This is a genomic window from Candidatus Hecatella orcuttiae (assembly GCF_002009985.1).
GTDB lineage: Archaea > Thermoproteota > Bathyarchaeia > Hecatellales > Hecatellaceae > Hecatella > Hecatella orcuttiae.
The window spans coordinates 480,025-497,978 of the sequence record NZ_MTLX02000005.1; the positions used below are offsets into that span (position 1 = coordinate 480,025).

Annotated in this window: 19 protein-coding genes; 12 read left to right on the forward strand and 7 right to left on the reverse strand. The window is 53.9% G+C overall.

Annotation, left to right across the window (positions count from 1 at the left end; genetic code table 11):
* Positions 1-43: 43 nt before the first annotated feature.
* The 3 genes from BWM17_RS05545 (at position 44) to BWM17_RS05555 (ending at position 2,166) form a co-directional block, all read left to right on the forward strand.
* The gene (locus tag BWM17_RS05545; protein WP_309492951.1) at positions 44-388 is read left to right on the forward strand and encodes a ubiquitin-like small modifier protein 1; all 345 of its coding nucleotides are present in this window, start codon (positions 44-46) and stop codon (positions 386-388) included.
* Positions 389-433: 45 nt separating this feature from the next.
* Positions 434-1,753: a tRNA (N(6)-L-threonylcarbamoyladenosine(37)-C(2))-methylthiotransferase gene (locus BWM17_RS05550; protein WP_309492952.1), complete on the forward strand. Its 1,320-nt coding sequence runs from the start codon at positions 434-436 to the stop codon at positions 1,751-1,753.
* Between the two features lie 254 nt (positions 1,754-2,007).
* Positions 2,008-2,166 carry a hypothetical protein gene (locus tag BWM17_RS05555; RefSeq protein WP_309492953.1) on the forward strand — a complete coding sequence of 53 codons (159 nt, stop codon included), beginning with the start codon at positions 2,008-2,010 and terminating at the stop codon, positions 2,164-2,166.
* Between the two features lie 87 nt (positions 2,167-2,253).
* On the opposite strand, the gene BWM17_RS05560 is transcribed toward BWM17_RS05555, so the two are convergent.
* Positions 2,254-3,123 (reverse strand): ParB N-terminal domain-containing protein, encoded by an 870-nt coding sequence (locus BWM17_RS05560; protein WP_309492954.1) that lies wholly within the window; start codon positions 3,121-3,123, stop codon positions 2,254-2,256.
* Positions 3,124-3,360: 237 nt separating this feature from the next.
* On the opposite strand from BWM17_RS05560, the gene folP reads away from it, so the two are divergent.
* Together folP and cofE are read left to right on the forward strand one after the other, a co-directional pair.
* Positions 3,361-4,620 carry a dihydropteroate synthase gene (gene folP, locus BWM17_RS05565; RefSeq protein ID WP_309492955.1) on the forward strand — a complete coding sequence of 420 codons (1,260 nt, stop codon included), beginning with the start codon at positions 3,361-3,363 and terminating at the stop codon, positions 4,618-4,620.
* A gap of 12 nt (positions 4,621-4,632) precedes the next feature.
* The gene (gene cofE / locus BWM17_RS05570) at positions 4,633-5,424 is read left to right on the forward strand and encodes a coenzyme F420-0:L-glutamate ligase (protein WP_309492956.1); all 792 of its coding nucleotides are present in this window, start codon (positions 4,633-4,635) and stop codon (positions 5,422-5,424) included.
* Positions 5,425-5,429: 5 nt separating this feature from the next.
* Here the strand turns inward: cofE and BWM17_RS05575 are convergent, their stop codons facing one another.
* Positions 5,430-6,338: a hydroxyacid dehydrogenase gene (locus BWM17_RS05575; protein WP_309492957.1), complete on the reverse strand. Its 909-nt coding sequence runs from the start codon at positions 6,336-6,338 to the stop codon at positions 5,430-5,432.
* A gap of 150 nt (positions 6,339-6,488) precedes the next feature.
* Here BWM17_RS05575 and tsaA point away from each other — a divergent pair, with 150 nt between their 5' ends.
* Positions 6,489-7,016: a tRNA (N6-threonylcarbamoyladenosine(37)-N6)-methyltransferase TrmO gene (gene tsaA, locus BWM17_RS05580; protein ID WP_309493732.1), complete on the forward strand. Its 528-nt coding sequence runs from the start codon at positions 6,489-6,491 to the stop codon at positions 7,014-7,016.
* A 14-nt stretch (positions 7,017-7,030) separates the two neighbouring features.
* On the opposite strand, the gene BWM17_RS05585 is transcribed toward tsaA, so the two are convergent.
* The 4 genes from BWM17_RS05585 to BWM17_RS05600 are packed head-to-tail and all read right to left on the reverse strand — an operon-like array spanning position 7,031 to position 9,078.
* The gene (locus tag BWM17_RS05585; protein WP_309492958.1) at positions 7,031-7,846 is read right to left on the reverse strand and encodes a sulfite exporter TauE/SafE family protein; all 816 of its coding nucleotides are present in this window, start codon (positions 7,844-7,846) and stop codon (positions 7,031-7,033) included.
* Between the two features lie 54 nt (positions 7,847-7,900).
* Positions 7,901-8,086 (reverse strand): transcription elongation factor subunit Spt4, encoded by a 186-nt coding sequence (gene spt4, locus BWM17_RS05590; RefSeq protein WP_309492959.1) that lies wholly within the window; start codon positions 8,084-8,086, stop codon positions 7,901-7,903.
* Positions 8,083-8,676, reverse strand: coding sequence for a DNA-directed RNA polymerase (locus BWM17_RS05595; RefSeq protein ID WP_309492960.1), 594 nt, complete (start codon positions 8,674-8,676; stop codon positions 8,083-8,085). Before BWM17_RS05595 ends, spt4 begins: the two co-directional genes overlap by 4 nt.
* On the reverse strand, positions 8,677-9,078 hold the full coding sequence (locus tag BWM17_RS05600) for a hypothetical protein (protein WP_309492961.1): 402 nt from the start codon (positions 9,076-9,078) through the stop codon (positions 8,677-8,679).
* A 90-nt stretch (positions 9,079-9,168) separates the two neighbouring features.
* Here BWM17_RS05600 and BWM17_RS05605 point away from each other — a divergent pair, with 90 nt between their 5' ends.
* The 5 genes from BWM17_RS05605 (at position 9,169) to BWM17_RS05625 (ending at position 13,598) form a co-directional block, all read left to right on the forward strand.
* The gene (locus BWM17_RS05605; protein WP_309492962.1) at positions 9,169-9,417 is read left to right on the forward strand and encodes a hypothetical protein; all 249 of its coding nucleotides are present in this window, start codon (positions 9,169-9,171) and stop codon (positions 9,415-9,417) included.
* Between the two features lie 145 nt (positions 9,418-9,562).
* Positions 9,563-10,354: an ABC transporter permease gene (locus tag BWM17_RS05610; protein WP_309492963.1), complete on the forward strand. Its 792-nt coding sequence runs from the start codon at positions 9,563-9,565 to the stop codon at positions 10,352-10,354.
* Complete coding sequence (locus BWM17_RS05615) at positions 10,351-11,172, forward strand: ABC transporter ATP-binding protein (RefSeq protein ID WP_309492964.1); 822 nt, start codon at positions 10,351-10,353, stop codon at positions 11,170-11,172. Before BWM17_RS05610 ends, BWM17_RS05615 begins: the two co-directional genes overlap by 4 nt.
* A gap of 121 nt (positions 11,173-11,293) precedes the next feature.
* Positions 11,294-12,397 (forward strand): tubulin/FtsZ family protein, encoded by a 1,104-nt coding sequence (locus BWM17_RS05620; RefSeq protein ID WP_309492965.1) that lies wholly within the window; start codon positions 11,294-11,296, stop codon positions 12,395-12,397.
* A 40-nt stretch (positions 12,398-12,437) separates the two neighbouring features.
* The gene (locus BWM17_RS05625) at positions 12,438-13,598 is read left to right on the forward strand and encodes a hypothetical protein (protein WP_309492966.1); all 1,161 of its coding nucleotides are present in this window, start codon (positions 12,438-12,440) and stop codon (positions 13,596-13,598) included.
* A 50-nt stretch (positions 13,599-13,648) separates the two neighbouring features.
* On the opposite strand, the gene BWM17_RS05630 is transcribed toward BWM17_RS05625, so the two are convergent.
* Positions 13,649-13,999, reverse strand: coding sequence for a retroviral-like aspartic protease family protein (locus BWM17_RS05630; RefSeq protein ID WP_309492967.1), 351 nt, complete (start codon positions 13,997-13,999; stop codon positions 13,649-13,651).
* A 437-nt stretch (positions 14,000-14,436) separates the two neighbouring features.
* Here BWM17_RS05630 and BWM17_RS05635 point away from each other — a divergent pair, with 437 nt between their 5' ends.
* A complete protein-coding gene (locus BWM17_RS05635; RefSeq protein ID WP_309492968.1) occupies positions 14,437-17,835 on the forward strand; it encodes a hypothetical protein in 3,399 nt (1,132 codons plus the stop codon).
* Positions 17,836-17,954 lie beyond the last annotated feature (119 nt).

Sequence of the window (17,954 nt, forward strand, 5' to 3'; positions counted from 1 at the left end):
ATCCACTCTAAGGTTTTACCCACGGCTTTCTCGTCAAAGGTAGGTGTCCGAGCTGGCTTCAGAAAGGGGAAAAAGCGAAAAACAGCCTGAGAGTTCAGAGGAGCCCATCAAAGTTAACGTCAAGTTCTTCACAACCCTGAGGGAGATGGTGGGCAAGAGAAACGAAGAATTCACCCTCCCCCCTACCGCCACCGTGGAAAATCTTCTGGAAATACTCTGCAAAACCTACGGGCCGTCCTTCGCAGAATACCTCTTTGAGGGAGGGAAGCTCAGGTCCTACCTGCAAATCCTCGTCGACGGGAAAAACGTGAACCTTCTCGAAGGGCTTAAGACCCGGTTGAAAAACGGAACCTCCTTGGCAATTTTACCGCCCGCGGGGGGAGGCTGAAAGCACAGGCGGCTCCTGCGCCCACAAAAAACCGGGAGCAAACCGATGGACCGGGAGGTTTCCAAGCTGGCAGCCGTGGAAGAAGCTCCAAAGGTTTACGTAGAAAGCTTCGGCTGTTCTTCCAACATGGCTGACGGAGAAAGGATCGCCGGATGCCTTCAAGCAGCCGGCTACACCCTTGTCCCTCAACCGTCCGAAGCGGGAATAGTCATCTACAATACCTGCGCTGTGAAGGCTCCCACTGAAAACAAGACCCTCACCCTCCTTCAAAAGGTGCCTCCCGGCAAAAAATTGGTAGTAGCCGGCTGCCTGCCTCTCATCAATTTCCCGAGGCTGAAAAAGGAGGTCAGATTCGACGGAGCTATAGGGCCGGCTCCCGGGACTGAAATAGTCGACTTGGTTAGAAAGGTTGAGATGGGGGAAAAACCCGTTCTCCTCGAGAAAGGCTGGAAACCGCCTCTTTCTCTACCTAAAATTTCAACCTCACCCGTCAGGACTATAATACCCGTAGCTTACGGCTGCCTCAACGCATGCAGCTTTTGCTGCGTCCGCTTTGCTAGGGGTAGGCTGAGAAGCTATCCTATAGAGGATGTTGTTGAATACGTGAAGAAGGAAGTGAAGCTAGGGCGGCGGGAATTCTGGTTTACAGGGCAAGACCTCTCCTGCTATGGCAGAGACCTAGGCGTAGACCTTCCCACCCTCTTAGAAGCCGTAACCAAGGTCGAAGGACGGTTTTTCATCCGCGTAGGCATGGTGAACCCCCGCGGCTTCTCGAACTCCTTCCTAGAAGGGTTGCTGAAAGCCTACGAAAGCCCCAAGGTCTTCAAATTTCTCCACATCCCCCTTCAGAGCGGCGACGATGAAGTTTTGAAACTGATGAACCGAGGCTACACGGTGGAGGAGTTCAGAGACATCGTTTCCCAATTCCGCCGAAAATTTCCCCAGCTAACTCTAGCCACAGACATCATATGCGGACATCCCGGGGAATCCGAAGAAGCCCACCGCCGGACCATTAGGTTGCTGGAGGAGATCAGACCCGACATCGTCAATGTTTCAAAATTTTTCCCCAGACCCGGCACACCCGCCCAAGAGATGAACCCGCTTCCCTCCTGGAAGGTTAAGGAAAGAACCAGAAAACTGGCGCAAATATGCAGAAACATAGCTTGGGATAAAAACCGAAAATGGCTGGGTTGGAAGGGGGAGATCCTTGTAGAGGAAAAGGGGAGGGGGGACTCTTGGATTGGACGGAATATCGCCTACAAGCCTGTGGCCGTGAAGAGTACAGAGAACCTTTTGGGGAGGTTTCTTGAGGTAAGGGTTGTAGAAACTTTTTCAACTCATTTAGAGGCTGTATTGCTTCAATAGGCTTGATATGAAGCTTTTCAGTTAGACTTGAAGGGATGCGACTGGTTGCTGGGGAAAGTAATGGATTACAGAAATGTTAAAAACAAAATTTTCGAAGTATGATATTTGACATATTCGATGCTATTGGAAAAACGCTTGCATAGAATTCTTTATATAAGCAAAGAACATTCGTATTTCAATTTAAATACAATTTAAATACATATTATATATTACATAAGCCTCCACTATAACACCACATTCAGGGAGTGAGATAGATGAAAGTAATCCCCGTACTCGTCGCCGAAGACCTAGGAAGAACCCCCCTGCCAAGGAGTGATGCTGTCTTGTACGATTTGGAAGAACATGAAGTTGAAGCAGAAAAGGTTGAAATGGTAAACCTGAATCTAAACCTCGACCAAATGGAAGAATACTGAATTTTCTTCCATCCCCCTTCTTTCTGAACAAACTATGTTTAAGGTTTTCATAAAAGTTTCCCTGTTCTTTTCGACGAAGCTGGCGGGTTATTTGAACACGTATACTCCGGGAGCGTAGCGGCCTGCCGAGGTTTTCCTTCGGGAAATCAAATGCACTATCTGCCTTTTAGCCAAGTGCTCCACGATTCTTCTGTTAACCTCCTCCAATTCTAATTCACCGCTCAGCCAGGAGATGGGAATGTTGACGAAGGCGAATTTTACAGGAAACATATGCCGGGTTGATTTTGGAGCGAAAAGCTGACCTTTCTCCACGGTTTCCACCACTTCCTCCTTGGTAACCGGAGGAGTCATCATCATGGCGGTTACCCTATTGAGTTTGATCTTTTCTCCCGCATCCTGTTCGGTGTGATAGGTGACTTTAAAGCCTCTTGACTTGAATTGTGTTTCCGCCAGCTTTACAGCATCGTAGGCTTCTTTGACTGTGGCTTCTTTTTGGCCTTGAACAGCGAAAGCCTTTCTCCAATTCGCCAAACCTAAAGTTGCCTTTCTCCCCTCCACAAGTCTGCTCACCTGTTCAAACGGTTTTTCCTCAGCTGTAAAGCCAAGTTTCTCCATTGTCGAAATCAATATTTCCAAAGTATTTTCCGCGGAGCCGGTGACCATTCTATACCATCTGCCAATCTCCACCAAGTCACTGGAATAGTCTACGAAGCATACGGGGATGTAGCGGAAGTGAAGGTTTTTCACAGCCGCCACTCTGTGCATGCCGTCCAAGATAATGTGTGTCTTTGCATCTGCGATGATGGGATGTTTGATGCATCCGTCGGCTCTGATGACTTCTGTCAGTTTGCCCAAAAGATTCGGCAAGACTTCTTCGTGAAATTTCAGCCTGCTTCCTTCCTCCGCCGCAATCTCCAGATCGAGTAAAGGGTGGCGAACCTTAAATCCAGGGCTCATCTAACATCTACCGCTCATTCCCGCATTCATGACGTAGGTAGCCTTGTACTTATTTTTTTAACCATTTCAGGAGGTCTTTCGACGAAATAACGTTTCCCAGAGAAAAGTTAAAAGTTTCGCCTAATGAAATTGAAGCGCTCATTGACGGCCTTTCAGTCAAAATTCTCTCTGCAAGTTCTTCCCCTGGGGAGAGTGTAAACAGTTCTCTTTTTATCAGTGTAGAGGTTTTGAATTCTCATGATTGAAGCGAAGATATGCGGGATTGAAGTGGGCGATAATTTTCCAGTAGCCGTCATCGGGGCGATAAATGTAAGCCCGGACTCTTTCTATAAAGGGTCGATAAAGCTGACCCGGGAAGAAATCGCCTTCCAAGCTGAAAAAATGGTGGGCGAGGGAGCAGCAGCCATCGACCTAGGAGCCGTGTCCACGGCACCCTATCGGAAATTTGAGGAAATCCCCGTGGCTGTGGAGAAGGAAAGACTTGTCAACGCTATTAAGACTGTGAAGGCTGTTGTGGACGTGCCTGTTTCCGCCGACACTCGCCTGAGCGAGGTGGCTGAAGCTGCTCTTAACGTGGGAGCCGACATCATCAATGATGTCAGCGGTTTCAAATGGGATGGTAGGATGGCGGACATCGTAGCCGAATATGGGGCAGTCGCCTACTTGGCTGCTTGTGAAAGAAAACCGGGAGAAGGCGGGCCGGTGGGGAGAATCTTAGCGGCTTTGAAGGAAAGTCTGGAAATCGCCCAAGTCAAGGGTGTGGCTTTGGAGAAGCTGGTGGTAGACCCTGCCATAGGTTTTCTGAGGCCTCCCGACTATCCTTGGTATCTCTGGGATTGTTACGTGTTGGGGAACCTATTTCGGCTGAGGTCTTTGGGGAGACCTATCCTCGTGGCTGTTTCCAGAAAGTCTTTCATCGGGAAAATTCTGGGGCAAGAGCATCCAGAACAGAGACTTTACGGGTCCTTGGCCTCGGAGGCTGTAGCTGTGTACAATGGCGCCCACATGATCCGCACCCACGACGTAGCGGCTACCGTTGAAGCTGTAAGGATGGCGGAATCCATGAGGAGGAAAGTTTCCCTTAAAGCCTCCGGTAGAATCGAGGTGGAAACGGTGGCCGGTGCAGGGTTTAAAGATGATATGGCGGAAGAGATTAGAAAGCTGGGGGCTGCGGGTGCGGAAGCCCTAAGCCAAAAGGCGGTGTTTCGGGCGATAAAAGTGAAGAACCTGCCAACTCCTCTAGCCTTGCTCGTGAAACAGGAAATGTTGGCAGTAGGAGGCGACGCGGCGTTGCCAGAGTCCGCCCTAGTTTTTGGCGAAAAGGCTGTGGACGTTCTTCTGCTGGGTACCTTGGCTCAGTATAATGGGTTTATGGAAAAAATAAAGAGGGCTCCTTTCGAAGGCTGGAGGCTTGCTGAGGTTTTGCGAGAGTTATTGAAGCTTGAAGAAGAACATACCCTTTTGGGGACTCAGGCTGAGGGAAGCGCTTCCCCGTAGAGGGTTGTGCCCATGCAGCTTTTCAGTGTAAAGACCCCTCTAATCCGCCCCAAAGATAACCTTGTGGATATTCTACTTCGCAGCGTGAAGAAGCAGGGCTTAAAGCTTCAGGAGGGAGACATCCTAGCGATATCTTCAAAGGTTCTCTCCTACGCGGAAGGCCGGGTGATTCGTATTGATGAAAAGCCTGCTTCCAAGGCGGCTAGAAAACTGGCGGAAAAATATTCTCTGGAGCCGGGGTTCGTGGAGTTGGTCATGGGAGAGGCGGAGGAGGTGTACGGAGGCGTCTACAGGGCGCTTCTCACCTTGAAGGACTCCCTTCTCCTACCCAACGCGGGCATCGACCATAAGAATGCTCCTCGAGGCCACGTTGTCCTTCTCCCTTCAAACCCGCAAAGGGCTGCGGAGAGGATCAGAGGCGAGCTTTTCCTTCGAACCGGTAAAAAAGTGGGGGTTCTCATCGTGGACAGTCACACCCTTCCCTTAAGGCTGGGGATCACAGGAATAGCCTTAGGGGTCGCTGGATTTAACGCCGTGGAAGACTGCCGAGGGAAACTGGACCTTTACGGTAAGCCTCTACTGATCACCCGGACGGCTGTGGCTGACAGTCTAGCCTCCGCCGCCAACCTGCTGATGGGAGAGACAGGAGAGCGAACTCCCGCGGTCATCATTCGGGGGGCGCCCGTTACCCTCAGGGAGAAAGCGAACGTGAGGGAAACTCACATCAGCCCGAAAGAATGCCTTTACTTCAAAAGCTTCAAGCTGAAGCAGTATTACAAGAAGCGAAGCCGCCGGAAGGGCTGAAGGTTCTATTTTCTGAAGAAGTCGATGATCTTGTGGGCTATCAGAACGCTGGCGTTTCTTTGAGCCTCCTCAGTCTGTCCGCCTATGTGGGGAGTGCAGACCACGTTGGGAAGTTTAGCCAGCTCCAAGTTGGTGGGGGGCTCGGTTTCATGGCAGTCCAGCCCGGCGCCGGCGACCTTGCCGGTTTTCAGGGCTTTGTACAAGGCTTTCTCGTCGATGAGCGCTCCCCTGGCTATGTTTATGATGATCACGCCGTCCTTCATCATGGCGAATTCTTTTTCCCCGATCATGTGGTAGGTTTCCGGAAGCAAGGTAGCGTGCAGAGTTATGATGTCTGAATTTCTCAGCAGCTCCTCCAAGGAGACAGCCTTCCCTCCCACCTCCTTCAGTGCAGCTTCGTTCATGAAGGGGTCGTAGGCTAAAATATTCATCCCCAAGGTTTTGGCGATCTTCGCCACCCTAGAGCCTATCCGGCCGAAGCCTATCACTCCGAGGGTCTGGCCTTGAAGCTGACGGCCCATTATTTTACTTTTCAGCCACTCCCCCTTTTTGAGGGCGCTGTCGGCTAAGGGGATCTGCCTTGCCACAGCGATCATCAAGCCTATGGTGAGTTCAGCTACGGCGTCGGTGACGGCTTCGGGGGATGTCAGCACCTTCGTCCTTTTGATGACCTCCGCATCTATGTTGTCCACTCCCACCCCCACTCTTCCTATGACTTTCACCCTAGAATTTTCAGGAACCACGTCTTTGGTGACTTTCGTTCTGCTTCTCACGATCAAGGCATCATAGTCTCTAGCTATCTTCTCCAACTCTTCAGGCTTCAAATCCAGTTTCTCGTCGACGTCGAATCCAGCCTCCCTCAGCAGGTTTAGGCCTTCTTCATGAATTTTATCGCAGACCAGAATTTTCACCATCTCACCTGCCCTCCTGCGAAGTGTGCAATGCGGCTAACTGTGCTTCTCCAGTAGGATGGGTCTGCGGTGATATTATAGTTTTTTGGAAACCCTGAATTATTTATGGGTTCATCACCCTCCGATAAGCATGGAGGACGCAGGTTGGGCAGCGTGGAAAAAAGGCTTAGGCCGCTTAAAGAAAAGACCATCCCCCTGAAACCCATAGGCTTCGTCCGTTCGCCCCAAAAGGAGGGAACCGTCAAAGATCGAAGTTTAACCTCGGAGATTGTTTTAGAAAAAACCTACTCGGCGGGGCTGGAAGGCTTGGAGGGCTTCTCCCACCTCTACGTCATCTACTGGCTTCACAAAATCAGAGAAGCTCCCAAACTGAAGGTTCACCCTTGGGGAAGCCGGGAGATGCCTTTGCTGGGCGTTTTCGCCACCCGCTCCCCCAGCCGCCCTAATCCTCTGGGGCTGACCTTGGTTGAGCTTTTGGAGAGGGAAGACTGTGTGTTGAAGGTTCGAGGCTTGGACGCCTTAGACGGCTCCCCTGTGTTGGACTTGAAACCCTTCGACTTTTCGGATGTAGACGAATACCGGAAGGTCAGAGTTCCCGGTTGGTGGGTTAAAGCCAAACCTGAGAAGTGGAAAAAATGGAAGAAACTAGTAGGCGGCTCTAGAACCCATCCTCCACTATGATATAACGGGAAAGTTCAGCCGACCCATAGCATTCTGAAGGCTATGAGGAGGAGGACGAGGCCGAAAATCCTCCGAAGCACCGGCGCCCCGGCCTTTTTCGAAATTCTAACTCCCACCTGCGCTCCTCCAAAGGCGCCTAAGCCCAGCGCTAAGGTGAGGGGGAGGTTGACGTGGCCTAGAGTCGAGTGAGCTGCGGCTCCGAAGGCGGAGGTGATGAGGCTGGTGAGGCTGGAGGTGGCTATGGCCACGTGGACAGGGACGCCTAAACCCAAGGTCATCAAGGGCACCTTAAGAAGCCCTCCGCCTATACCGGCTATGCCTGAAAGGAGGCCTACGGCGAACCCTCCGGCTAGTAGGGGGACAACGTTGACGGTGAATTCAAACTTCTTGTTCTCTCCGTCCACAAACAGCCGCCTCCACAACAGCGGCTTAGGGCTCAGCCTAGCGGGGAATATCCTCTTCCTCCAAAGGCTGAATCCCGTCAGCATACTGACCCCCGCGTAGGCGGCGAGAACTCCGAAAACTGTGCGCAGAACCGTCGGCTCCAAGAATCCGGTTAGGGAGGCTCCCAGAAAGGAGCCGGGAGCCGCGGCGGACTCTAGGAGGAGCCCCAGCTTGTAGTCTACGCGCTTCTGGTGGAAGTAGCTCAGCGTGGCTGAGGAGGTGGTGAAAAGGTTGGATGCCATGGAGGTTCCCACAGCCGAATGGATAGACTGGCCGAGGAGAAAGTGAAGGTAGGGGACGAAGAGGAATCCTCCTCCCAGCCCCAGCATGCTGCCCAGTGTGCCTATGAGGACTCCGACGGTAAAAATTAAGGCAGCGGCTTCCACGGGCATCTAAACCTTGCCTGAAATTTTCCTCAGCAGGGCGGAGAAAACCCGGAGTTACCTGACTTTGAGGGCGTACCTTCCCGCTCTGGTGATTCCCATCTTCTTCCCTATCTCGGACTTCTCCGGGTCGAGGATGATGAGAACTCCTGTGAAGTCGTCGGAGAGACTAGACTCCTTGCAGTTAGGGCAGATGTTGCCGTAGACGATGAGGTGGCATTTGACGCAGGCTCGCTCCTTCACTTTTTCTTCCCCTCCGCCTGCGGAGTTCGCTTCTCCGCTTCCCTCAGTTTTTTAACATCATCCCTGATCCACTCCAGCTTCCCCAGATAGGGCTGCCTCATGGTGATGCCTATCTTGCCGCTGGAGCCTCCTTTGGCTATGCTGATGGCTGTCACCCTCGCTCGAACCTTATCCCCGCTGGCCAGCTTCCTAAGGGTCTCCCTTCCCAGGAGGGTTCCTTGCTTTTCTTCGTAGACCACGTAGTCGTCGATTATCTGGGAGATGTGAAGCAGAGCCTCCACAGGGCCTATTCTCACGAAGGAGCCGAAGTCCCCGATTTCAACCACCTCCCCCTCGACGATCTCCTGAACTTCCGGCTTGTAGTTTAGGAGGGTGAAGGTTGCCGTGTGGTAGGTGCCTCCGTCCCCGGGAAGAATCTTGCCCACCGGGGATATCTCCACCGACGTGACGGCGATGACGTAGCCTAGGTCCTTGCTGAGGATGCCCTCGTATTTCTTGCTCAACTCCTCCTCAGCTACCTTCTTCAGGTCGGAGCTGAACTTTTCCGGGGGAATCCTGACGATGTCTTGGCATTTCACAAGCTCAAACATTTAGGCTACATACCCCTCCAAAACCAAACGGGTCTTCTCCCTCAAGAATACAACAGGTAAACCTTTAGCGCGAAGCTGCCTTCTCAGCTTCGAGTCCCCTGTGGCCACCGGGCAGCCTAATGCTTCCGCAGCCCTGACCAAGTACTCGTCCACAGACTCTCCGGGGAGCTTATTGAAATCAGCCTTCAGACAGCGCTCCGCTATTCTCAGGGCGTGGGCGGCCTTTCTTCCAAGGCCGGTCTCAGAGTTGGAAGCTATTTTTTCAACCTCCTCCAGCACCGGGGGCAAAACCACAGGTTCGACTTTCGTTGATAAAAGTCTCTCCAGTTCCTTAAATATATCTATTCTCCTATGAGTTGGGAGAAAAAGGAAGCTGGAGTCCAACAGCACCTTTCTAGGCAAAGAGAAAACATTCACCCTTTCCCAGTTCGGCAAGCTAAGGTAGTAACAGGCTATTAAATGTTTTGAAAACCTTGGTAAGCGTCTTCCCGAGTGAAACCCGCTGCTTCAGTTGCGGTTGCGGGGGAGAGGGATCAAAAACCGAGGAAAACCCTTTCCAGCTTCTACCAGGTCTTAAGCATTCTTTATGTTTTCCCTTCCCTCCCCTTCATGCCGTTGGCAGTTTATAAAGTTGCGAATCAAAATTCTTTCATGAGAGTTCATTCGGTGAAGGAAATTCTTTATTGGAACGTCTTTAATTTTTCCCCAAGACTTCCCGATTTTTTTACAGGTTTATGCTAAGTGCGAAGATAGGATTCGCCTCCACCTTCTCATCGTTTCATCAAAGGTTTCATCCGTCCTTCTCCGTAAATTTTTATGTGATTCTTCAGTTTGATGAAAGAATGCGGAAGGACTCCCGATGGCTTTCTCAGGTTTCTTACGGAGGATGAAGCATCGCTCTTCCAACGCCCCTTCTCGCTCCAACGGGGCCGCCGCAGACAATTTCCTGTTCCTCCTCCCCCTAGGAGCCATCTTCGCAGGCTGGGAGGCCGCTGCGAGGCTGAACCTGTTTTTCGTTAAATTCGCGCCTTCCCCCTCTGAGATCCTCGCGGTTTTGTTCACCAACCTAGGCAATCCTGAATTCGTCTATCTTATCCTCCACAGCATGGCCAACTTGGTCTTAGGCATCATCATAGCCAGTGTTTTCGCCATACCCCTAGCCATCGGGACGGGGTTGAAGTCTCGGGTTGATTCCACGCTTACCCCTTTGGTGATGATAGTGGGAGCGCTGCCTGACCTGGCGCTTCTCCCTTTGATAGTCTTCTGGTTCGGCCCCGGGATGGCGGCCGCTGTGTTCATGGCCACTGTGGTGGCGTTTTTCCCCGTGTTCTTCACCGTGAGGGAGGGTGTGAAAGATATTCCTCAAGACTATTTCCATGTGGCGGAGATCTACAAGGCGAAAAAATACCAAGTCTACACCAAGCTGGTTTTCCCCGCTGTTTTGCCTCAGATCGTAACTGGGGTGAGGTTGGCTTACGAGTTTCTATGGGAAATAGTCTTAGCCATAGAAATCATAGCCAGCATCCACGGCATAGGCTTCTTCATCAACCACTCCGTTCAGGCTGAGTCTCTCACCCAAGCTTTCGCCGGCATCTTCGCCATCGGAGGCTTAGCCATCATCATTGACAGGACTGTCTTCCAGCGGCTGGAGAACTACATCAGGAAGTGGCATGAATGACCGTGTGCTTGGAGGTTGAGAAGGTAACCAAGCACTTCCCCCATCGTAGGGAGAGAGTCTGCACCCTCCACGAGGTAACCTTCGACGTCCACGACAAAGAGTTCGTGTGCATCATCGGGCCCAGCGGCTGCGGGAAGTCCACGCTTCTCAAGATCATCGCCGGCTTAGATGCGCCCTCCACCGGGGAGGTCAGGCTTAGGGGTGAAAGCATCGAGGAGCCTCATCCCAAGATAAGCATGGTGTTCCAATCCTTCGCCCTTTTCCCTTGGAGGACGGTGGTTCAAAACGTGGAATTCGGCCTTGAAGCCAGGGGAGTCCCCCGCCCTCAGAGGAGGAAAATCGCCCTCGAGCTTCTGGAAATGGTGGGATTGAAGGGTCTGGAGAACCTTTATCCCAAAGAGATTTCCGGGGGGATGAAGCAGAGAGTCGGCATTGCAAGGGCCTTAGCCGTCGACCCCGAGGTCATCCTGATGGATGAGGCCTTCAGCGCGGTCGACGAATTTACGGCGCAGGTTTTGAGAAGCGAGGTTCTGGAGCTTTGGGAGGAGACGGAGAAAACCTTCCTGCTTGTTACCCACAACCTGACGGAAGCCATAGAGATGGCTGACAGGATTATTGTCCTAAGTTCGAAGCCGGCTAGACTTAAGTGCAATGTCCCCGTCCACCTTAAGAGGCCTAGGAATAGGGGAGAACCCCGTTTCTTGAAGTTTCAAAAAGAACTTTTCGAATTGCTGAGGGAGGAGCTGGAGAACACCATCGTGAGGCATAAGCTCAGAGCCGTCCACGCCCACCACGGCCTTGAAGACATGGAGAAGTAGCCCCTTTTTTTTGGGAGGCCGGTTTCCCCCTTTTTTCGCAGACGTTTTGAGACGTAGATTTTTATATGTGGGGGAAGGCTATATTCTTCTTGAGAATTAATCGATATGAGGCTAAAGTTGTTTGAAGCTTGTAACCATAGGTTTAGGGCAGGCTGGCGGGAGAATCGTCGACCTACTCCTCCATTATGATACTTGGGGAAGACACAAGCATATTGTGGCCTCCTGTATGGCTGTTAATACCTCCAAGTCGGACCTCATAGGCTTGAGAACCATCCCCCAGAAGCACAGGGTCCTCATAGGGCAGAGCGCTGTGAAAGGCCACGGAGTAGGATTAAACAACGAGCTGGCGGCTAAAATAATGGAAAAAGACCATCCGATGATCAAGAGAGTGCTGAGTGAGCGGGAGCACTTGGACATCGACGCCTTCCTCCTGATAGCCGGGCTTGGCGGGGGCACAGGTTCAGGGGGAACCCCCGTGCTGGTTAAAGCATTGAAGGAGAGCTACGGGGAGCCTGTCTATGTCCTCGGAGTGCTGCCCAGCGACGATGAGGGAGGCCTGATGTGCTACAACGCGGCGAGAAGCCTGGTTTCCCTCAAAGACAAGGCGGACGGAATCATTCTTTTCGACAACAACCTCTGGAGGAGGGAAGGGCTGCCCATCCAAGCCAGCTACGACGCCATGAACCACCAGGTGGTCAAGCCTCTGCCTGTGCTGATGGGAGCCGGGGAGGTCACGGCTAAGGATAAAATAGGCGCCAAGGTGGTAGACGCCTCCGACATTATGAACACCATCCGCCAGTTCACTGTCCTAGGCCATTCGGAAGTCCAGCTGGGTGGGCTGTGGAGTAAAAAAGTGGACATCCACGAGCTCATAAGACTGGCTGTGACGGGGAAGCTGACGGCTGAGTGCGACATAAAGCAGGCCCGCCGGGTCTTGTTCATGGTAGCCGGGCCTCCGCGGGAGATGAGCCGCGCCGGCATCGATCATGCTCGAAGCTGGCTGGAGAGCGTTGCCGTGAACGCGGAGCTGAGGGTGGGCGACTACCCGCTTCCCAAGTCTAAAACCATGATGAGCATCGTCCTCTTCTCAGGCATGGAGGACACGCCGAGGGTGAAGGCGTTGGTGAAGAAGGCTCTGGAGTATCAGAAACTTCAGGAAACCCGGGAGGCGGGGGTAAGCAGCTTGGAGTTGGGCAAAGGTCGGCTGAAGCCTCTGATAGAGTAGCAGAGCTGGACTCCGAAAACTTTTTCAGCTCCCCAGCTTTATGGGAGGCGGAGCAACCTTGCAGGTTTCAGGCTTCCGAAAGTTTTACCCCTTTTTCTTCGCAGTCCTTCTCTCCCTCGGCAGCTTGACGGCCTTGGCCTCCGCAGCCGCCCTCCAAGGGGAGGTCGAAGTTCTGCTGGAGGGGCTGAATCACCCTACAGGTTTGGCTGTGGACCAGGAGGGCAACGTTTACTTCACGGAGTTCGGTTTGGAGGGAGCTCTTAAAAAATACTGGGCGGACGGCCGGGTTTCCACGCTGCTCTCCAACCTCACCTCCGCGCCGGGGGTGGCAGTGGGGCCTGAAGGCGACGTCTACGTGGTGGAGGGCGCTGAAGGGGTGCTCTGGAGGCTGAGGCCCGGAGCTTCGGAGCCTGAGGCTGTGGTGGAGGAGACCTTGGGGATGTGGGACTTGGCCTTGGACGGAGACGGCAACCTTTACATTACCATCCGGTCGGTGGAGGGGGCGCTGCTGAGGCTGAGCCCCGGGGCTGAGCGGCCTGAAACCTTGGTGGAGGGTTTGAACGTCCCCTACGGAGTGGCCGTGGACGGAGCTGGCAGTGTCTACTGGGTGGAGTTTGGGAACAGAACGGAGAGCAACGGAGCCCTGAGGATGCTTCCCCCGGGGTCGGCGGAGCCTCTGACCCTGCTGGAGGGGCTGCGGAACCCCTACGACGTGGCTGTGGACGGCCGGGGCTGGGTTTACTTCACCGAGAAGGCGGGGACGCTGAAGGTTTTGAAGCCTGAGGGCGGGGAGCCGGAGGTAGTCCTCTCCGACCTGGGGAGGGTCTACGGCATCGCCTTCGACCCCTTGGGAAACCTGTACCTGGCTAGGTTCGGAAGCCCCGTTGGCACAGGCGACGGAGCCCTTTGGAGGCTTCGGGTTTCGGAGCCCCCTGCCCCCGAGGGCGAGGACGGGCGGCTGGCTGCTTTGGAAAGCCGGGTGGCTGAGCTTTCTTCGGAGGCTGCTTCCCTGGAAGCTCAGGTAGTTGCGTTGGGGGACGCCGTGGACGACTTGGCCGGTGAGGTGGCTGGGGTTGAGGGTTTGATACGGGGAGTTCTGGCTTTGGCGGCTGTGGCCGTGGTCTTGGCTGTGGCTTCCCTGGGGCTTCAGTTGAAGGCCGGGGCTCCGAAGGGGAAGGCTGGGCGTCCTCGGAGAGTTTGAGGCTTGGCTGAGCTGGAGGGAAACGTGAAGCCGCTGTCTCGGATGGAAACTTAGACTAGGAGCATTCGCATGGGTTTTAGTGTGCGTTTGAAGGGGTCGAGGACCAGTCCCAAAATTTCCAAGGTGACCACGCCTAACAGTGCCTCATCACCCGCCTCTCCTAGAATGACGGGGGTGCGGGCTTCTCCTTGGGGAAGGATGATGTAGCATTCTGAAACCTTCCGGGTTATCGCGCTTCCGTCGGCTAGGGTGAAGGTGTGCTCCCGCATGGGCTTCAGCCCGATTTTCCGCCATACTTTTTGGGGAAGTAGGGAGTAGGTTGCGCTGCTGTCGACGAGGAAGCGCACTTGCTCTTCTCCAGCCGGGCCCTTCACGGTTCCTTCGAGGTGGGTGATGCCCAAAAAAATATCCCCGCTTTTGAACGCGGTTTTCCGCTCTATTAAGCTTTACGCCCGTTGGATTGTGTGGTGTGAGTTTTTTGCAAGGTTTTTCAGGACTGCTGGTTTTGTAGGAGGGTGAGTCCGTAGGGTCTGGAATGTTCAACTTTTCTTGTTGAAGGGTTAAGCGAGGTGTTCTCAGAAAGTTTAAGGGCGTCTTTCCGCCGAAAACCTATGCCACCATATGCCACTATCGCGCACTTTTAGGGACTCTGCTCTGGGGCTGGGGTGTTGTGGTTTTTCAGGCGGCTGTTTAGGGTGGTTTTTGTTGTTTTTTGTTTACATTTGTATATAAAATGTAAGCTAAGGTATATATACTGTCGGAGGGCTAGTTTGAGGTTGGAAATATCTAACGGTATGAGTGTGAGAAAAAGATGAATACCATAGGCTTGAATATCGACATGAAAAAAGGTTTAGGCATAGCAACCATCGCCATACTCCTCCTAGGAGTACTAGCCGCCATACCCATCGTCCTACCCAAAGCCCACGCAGGCACCCTGGGAACCATAACCGTATCATCCGACAGGTTCAGCGGCGACAACCTACTTCAGATAACCATCACAGACCCAGATATCGCCGCTGCCACTGCTGGAATGCCCAGTGTTGAGGTAAACGGCGTAGCCATAGACCTCTATCAAATAGTGGGAGGCGCTTGGGTTGCGTGGATCGTGGACGACGCCTTTGATACTCCTACAAACGAAGGCCGTCCAGCTAATCCGCCCAACCAAGAAGCCAACCTCGGCGCTAACGAACCGAATGCTGATGACGACGGTGATGGCGTCACAGAGTTGGGCGAATTTGATGAGGTCGTTGAAGAGTTCGACTTTGCTGATGCAGGTGTGACCTCTGTTACGATCATCTACCATGATGTAGATCCCTTCCAGGATGTTTCTGTGACCGTAAGCTACGGTGCCATCACGGGCGCTGTTACCCTTGACCGTGAAGAGTACCCACTAGGCGCTACTGTCAACATCGATGTAGAGGACGTAGACCTGAACGCCGACCCCACAGCTGCGGAGACAACCGCAGCCTTGCTGAACCTCGCCACCACCACAGGTGGTGCTGTAGGCGTCCAGACTATGACTGAAACAGGTCCCACCACGGGCGTGTTTGAGGACGCCATAGCGCTGCCTGCGGGAACAGCAGTAGGAGACATCATCACGGTGACCTACGATGCCGGAGGAGACAACGTGGTGGTAACCGCCGTGGTCACAGCCAACACAGGCGCCGTGACCTTGGACAAGGCGGAGTACGACATCAACGATGTGGCTACCATAACCCTGACTGACCCAGACCTTAACCTCAACGCGGAGGCCGCTGACGAGGTTAACAACGTTAACGTGCTGAAAGTCACAGTAGACCTGCCGGCTGCTGTAGGAAACTACGCTGTGGACATGGATGAGACAGGCGTCAACACAGGTGTCTTCACCGGCCAGTTCTCCTTCGTCCTAGACGACGGAGATGCAAACGACGACAGCACCGCTGGCAACGACCCCATCATCGAAGTGGCCAGTGGAGCTACGATCACCGTAACCTACACCGACGCCAACACGGCGGACGGTCGGACGAACGTGGACCTCACAGCTACGGCTGACTTCGTCACCCACACAGGAACTGTTGCCTTGGACAGGGACACCTACGGCCCCAACGCCGTAGCTACCGTCACCGTGACGGACATGGACCTGAACACCGACTCCAGCGCTCGGGAGAGATACTACTCCTTAAACGTGCTGGATGTCACCAGCGCAGCTGACCAGAACGCTCCCCACGCCATCATGATCTTGGAGACGGGACCTGACACAGGTGTCTTCACCGGCCAGTTCCGGTTCACCACCACAGACGGTGCAGGAACTGCTGGCACCATTCCGACGGTGGAAGTTGCCATCGGCGGAACAGTGACTGTAACTTACACCGATGCGGTGGATGCAGCCGGTAATGCCGTGGACGTGACTGACACAGCTACCTTCAGAAGCCAGACAGGGTCCATCGACATCCTCAAGTCGGTGATCTCGCCGGACACCACCATCCTAGTCCAACTAACCGATCCAGACCTCAACACTGACGCCTACGTGGTAGACGACGCCTTCGACAGTCTGGCGGACACAGCTCTGACCTTCTACAGCACAAGCTGGCCTCTTACCTCTGGCACTGAAGATGAACACCAGTTCGAAGATAGTGCTGCGGTTGAAACCGACTTCGACGAGACGGGTGTTAACACAGGAGTCTTCGAGATACGAATAGACCTCAGCCACGCAACTGTTCTCGAAGCAGCCGGAGATACATTCTACGTTAAATACATCGATCCGGCTAACAGTGCAGGCGGCACCTCCACCCTCCAAGACACAGCCTCAGTTAGGACTAACACAGGGACATTGTCGCTGGACAAATCCGAATACAGCATCGGCGATACGATAACGATAACCCTGACCGACCCAGATCTGAACACTGACCCGGAAGCAGCGGACACAACTCCCGACGACGGTGACGACACACTGGAAGACAGCGAAGTCCTGATAAAGAGCAGCACGGATCCCACAGGCGAGGTCATAGTTCTCACAGAAACAGGCTGGGACACCAACGTCTTCACCGACACGATTATCGTGTCTGAAACCCAAGCCACAAATGACGAGTACCTTCTAGTATCCCGCGCCGACACGGTCACCGTCCAATACAGAGACGCGGCCACAGCCGGAGGCGGAGGAGCTATAACCATCACCGCTACAGCGACGATCACAGCCACCACAGGCACCCTCGAACTGGACAAGACCGTCTACACGCCCAGAGGAAAGGTCACCGTCACAGTGACCGACCCCGACCTCAACGTCAACTCCCTCGTCAACGACGAACTTGATGAAACAACGGAAAGAGCCAGAGCCTTCACCACCAGCGACCCCACAGGCATCTACTTCACCCTCACAGAAACAGGGCCTGACACAGGCGTCTTCCAAGCCATCATCACGTTGGCAGCAGCCACCAACGATGCTGCCGACGAGTTGAAGGCTGCGGACGACGACGGCCTGACGGTGGTCTACATCGACGCTGCGGATGCCGCGGGCAACTTGGATGTAGCCGTCAGGAAGACAGCTTTGGTCACCTACAACACAGGCATCCTCAGCTTCGACATGGCCTCCTACACCATGGATGACTCACCTGTGGTCACCCTCAATGACCCCGACCTCAACCTTGAACCAGCCCTCAGAGAATCCGCCAACATCGCAATAACTTCAAGCACCGACCCCGCGGGCATAAGGCTGACCTTAACCGAGACAGCTGTCGACTCCGGAGTATTCTCGGAGAGCTTCACCTTCACCACAGGCACATCCCAAGGCACCAAGCTGCAGGCTGCCGTGGGCGACATCATCACAGCGGTCTACGACGACGCCGCCAACGCCGACGGTCTGGCACAGAGGATTAAGGCCACCGCCACCCTGACGGTGACCCCGGTTGCGCCCGGAGTTGTCATCTCCGCCGGTGCACCGTCTCTGCTGGACGTCAACGGCAACCCCATCGCCGCAGCCACCGTGGGCACCACGGTGCTCCTGTCCACCGAGATGACCAACAGCGCCGCTGAAGACCAAGCCATGCTCTACATCGTCCAGGTCAAAGACGCCGCAGGCCGTGTGGTGAGCCTCAGCTTCATCAGCGGCACCGTCCCAGCCGGAGCCACCTACACCTTCGGAGTTCCGTGGATTCCGGCTGAAGCCGGAGACTACACCGTCGAAGTCTTCGCCTGGCACAGCTGGACAGACCCGACACCCCTATCAGAAGTCAGCACAGCCACAGTGACCGCCACCTCGTAAAAGGAGCTGACCCAAAATGTACCCGATGACACCCCAAAAATCCCTACCTTTCTTTATGGTAGCAGTGCTCATCGTCGCCGCAGCAGTTTTGCCTTTGGCTTTCGCCGCCCCCACGGTTG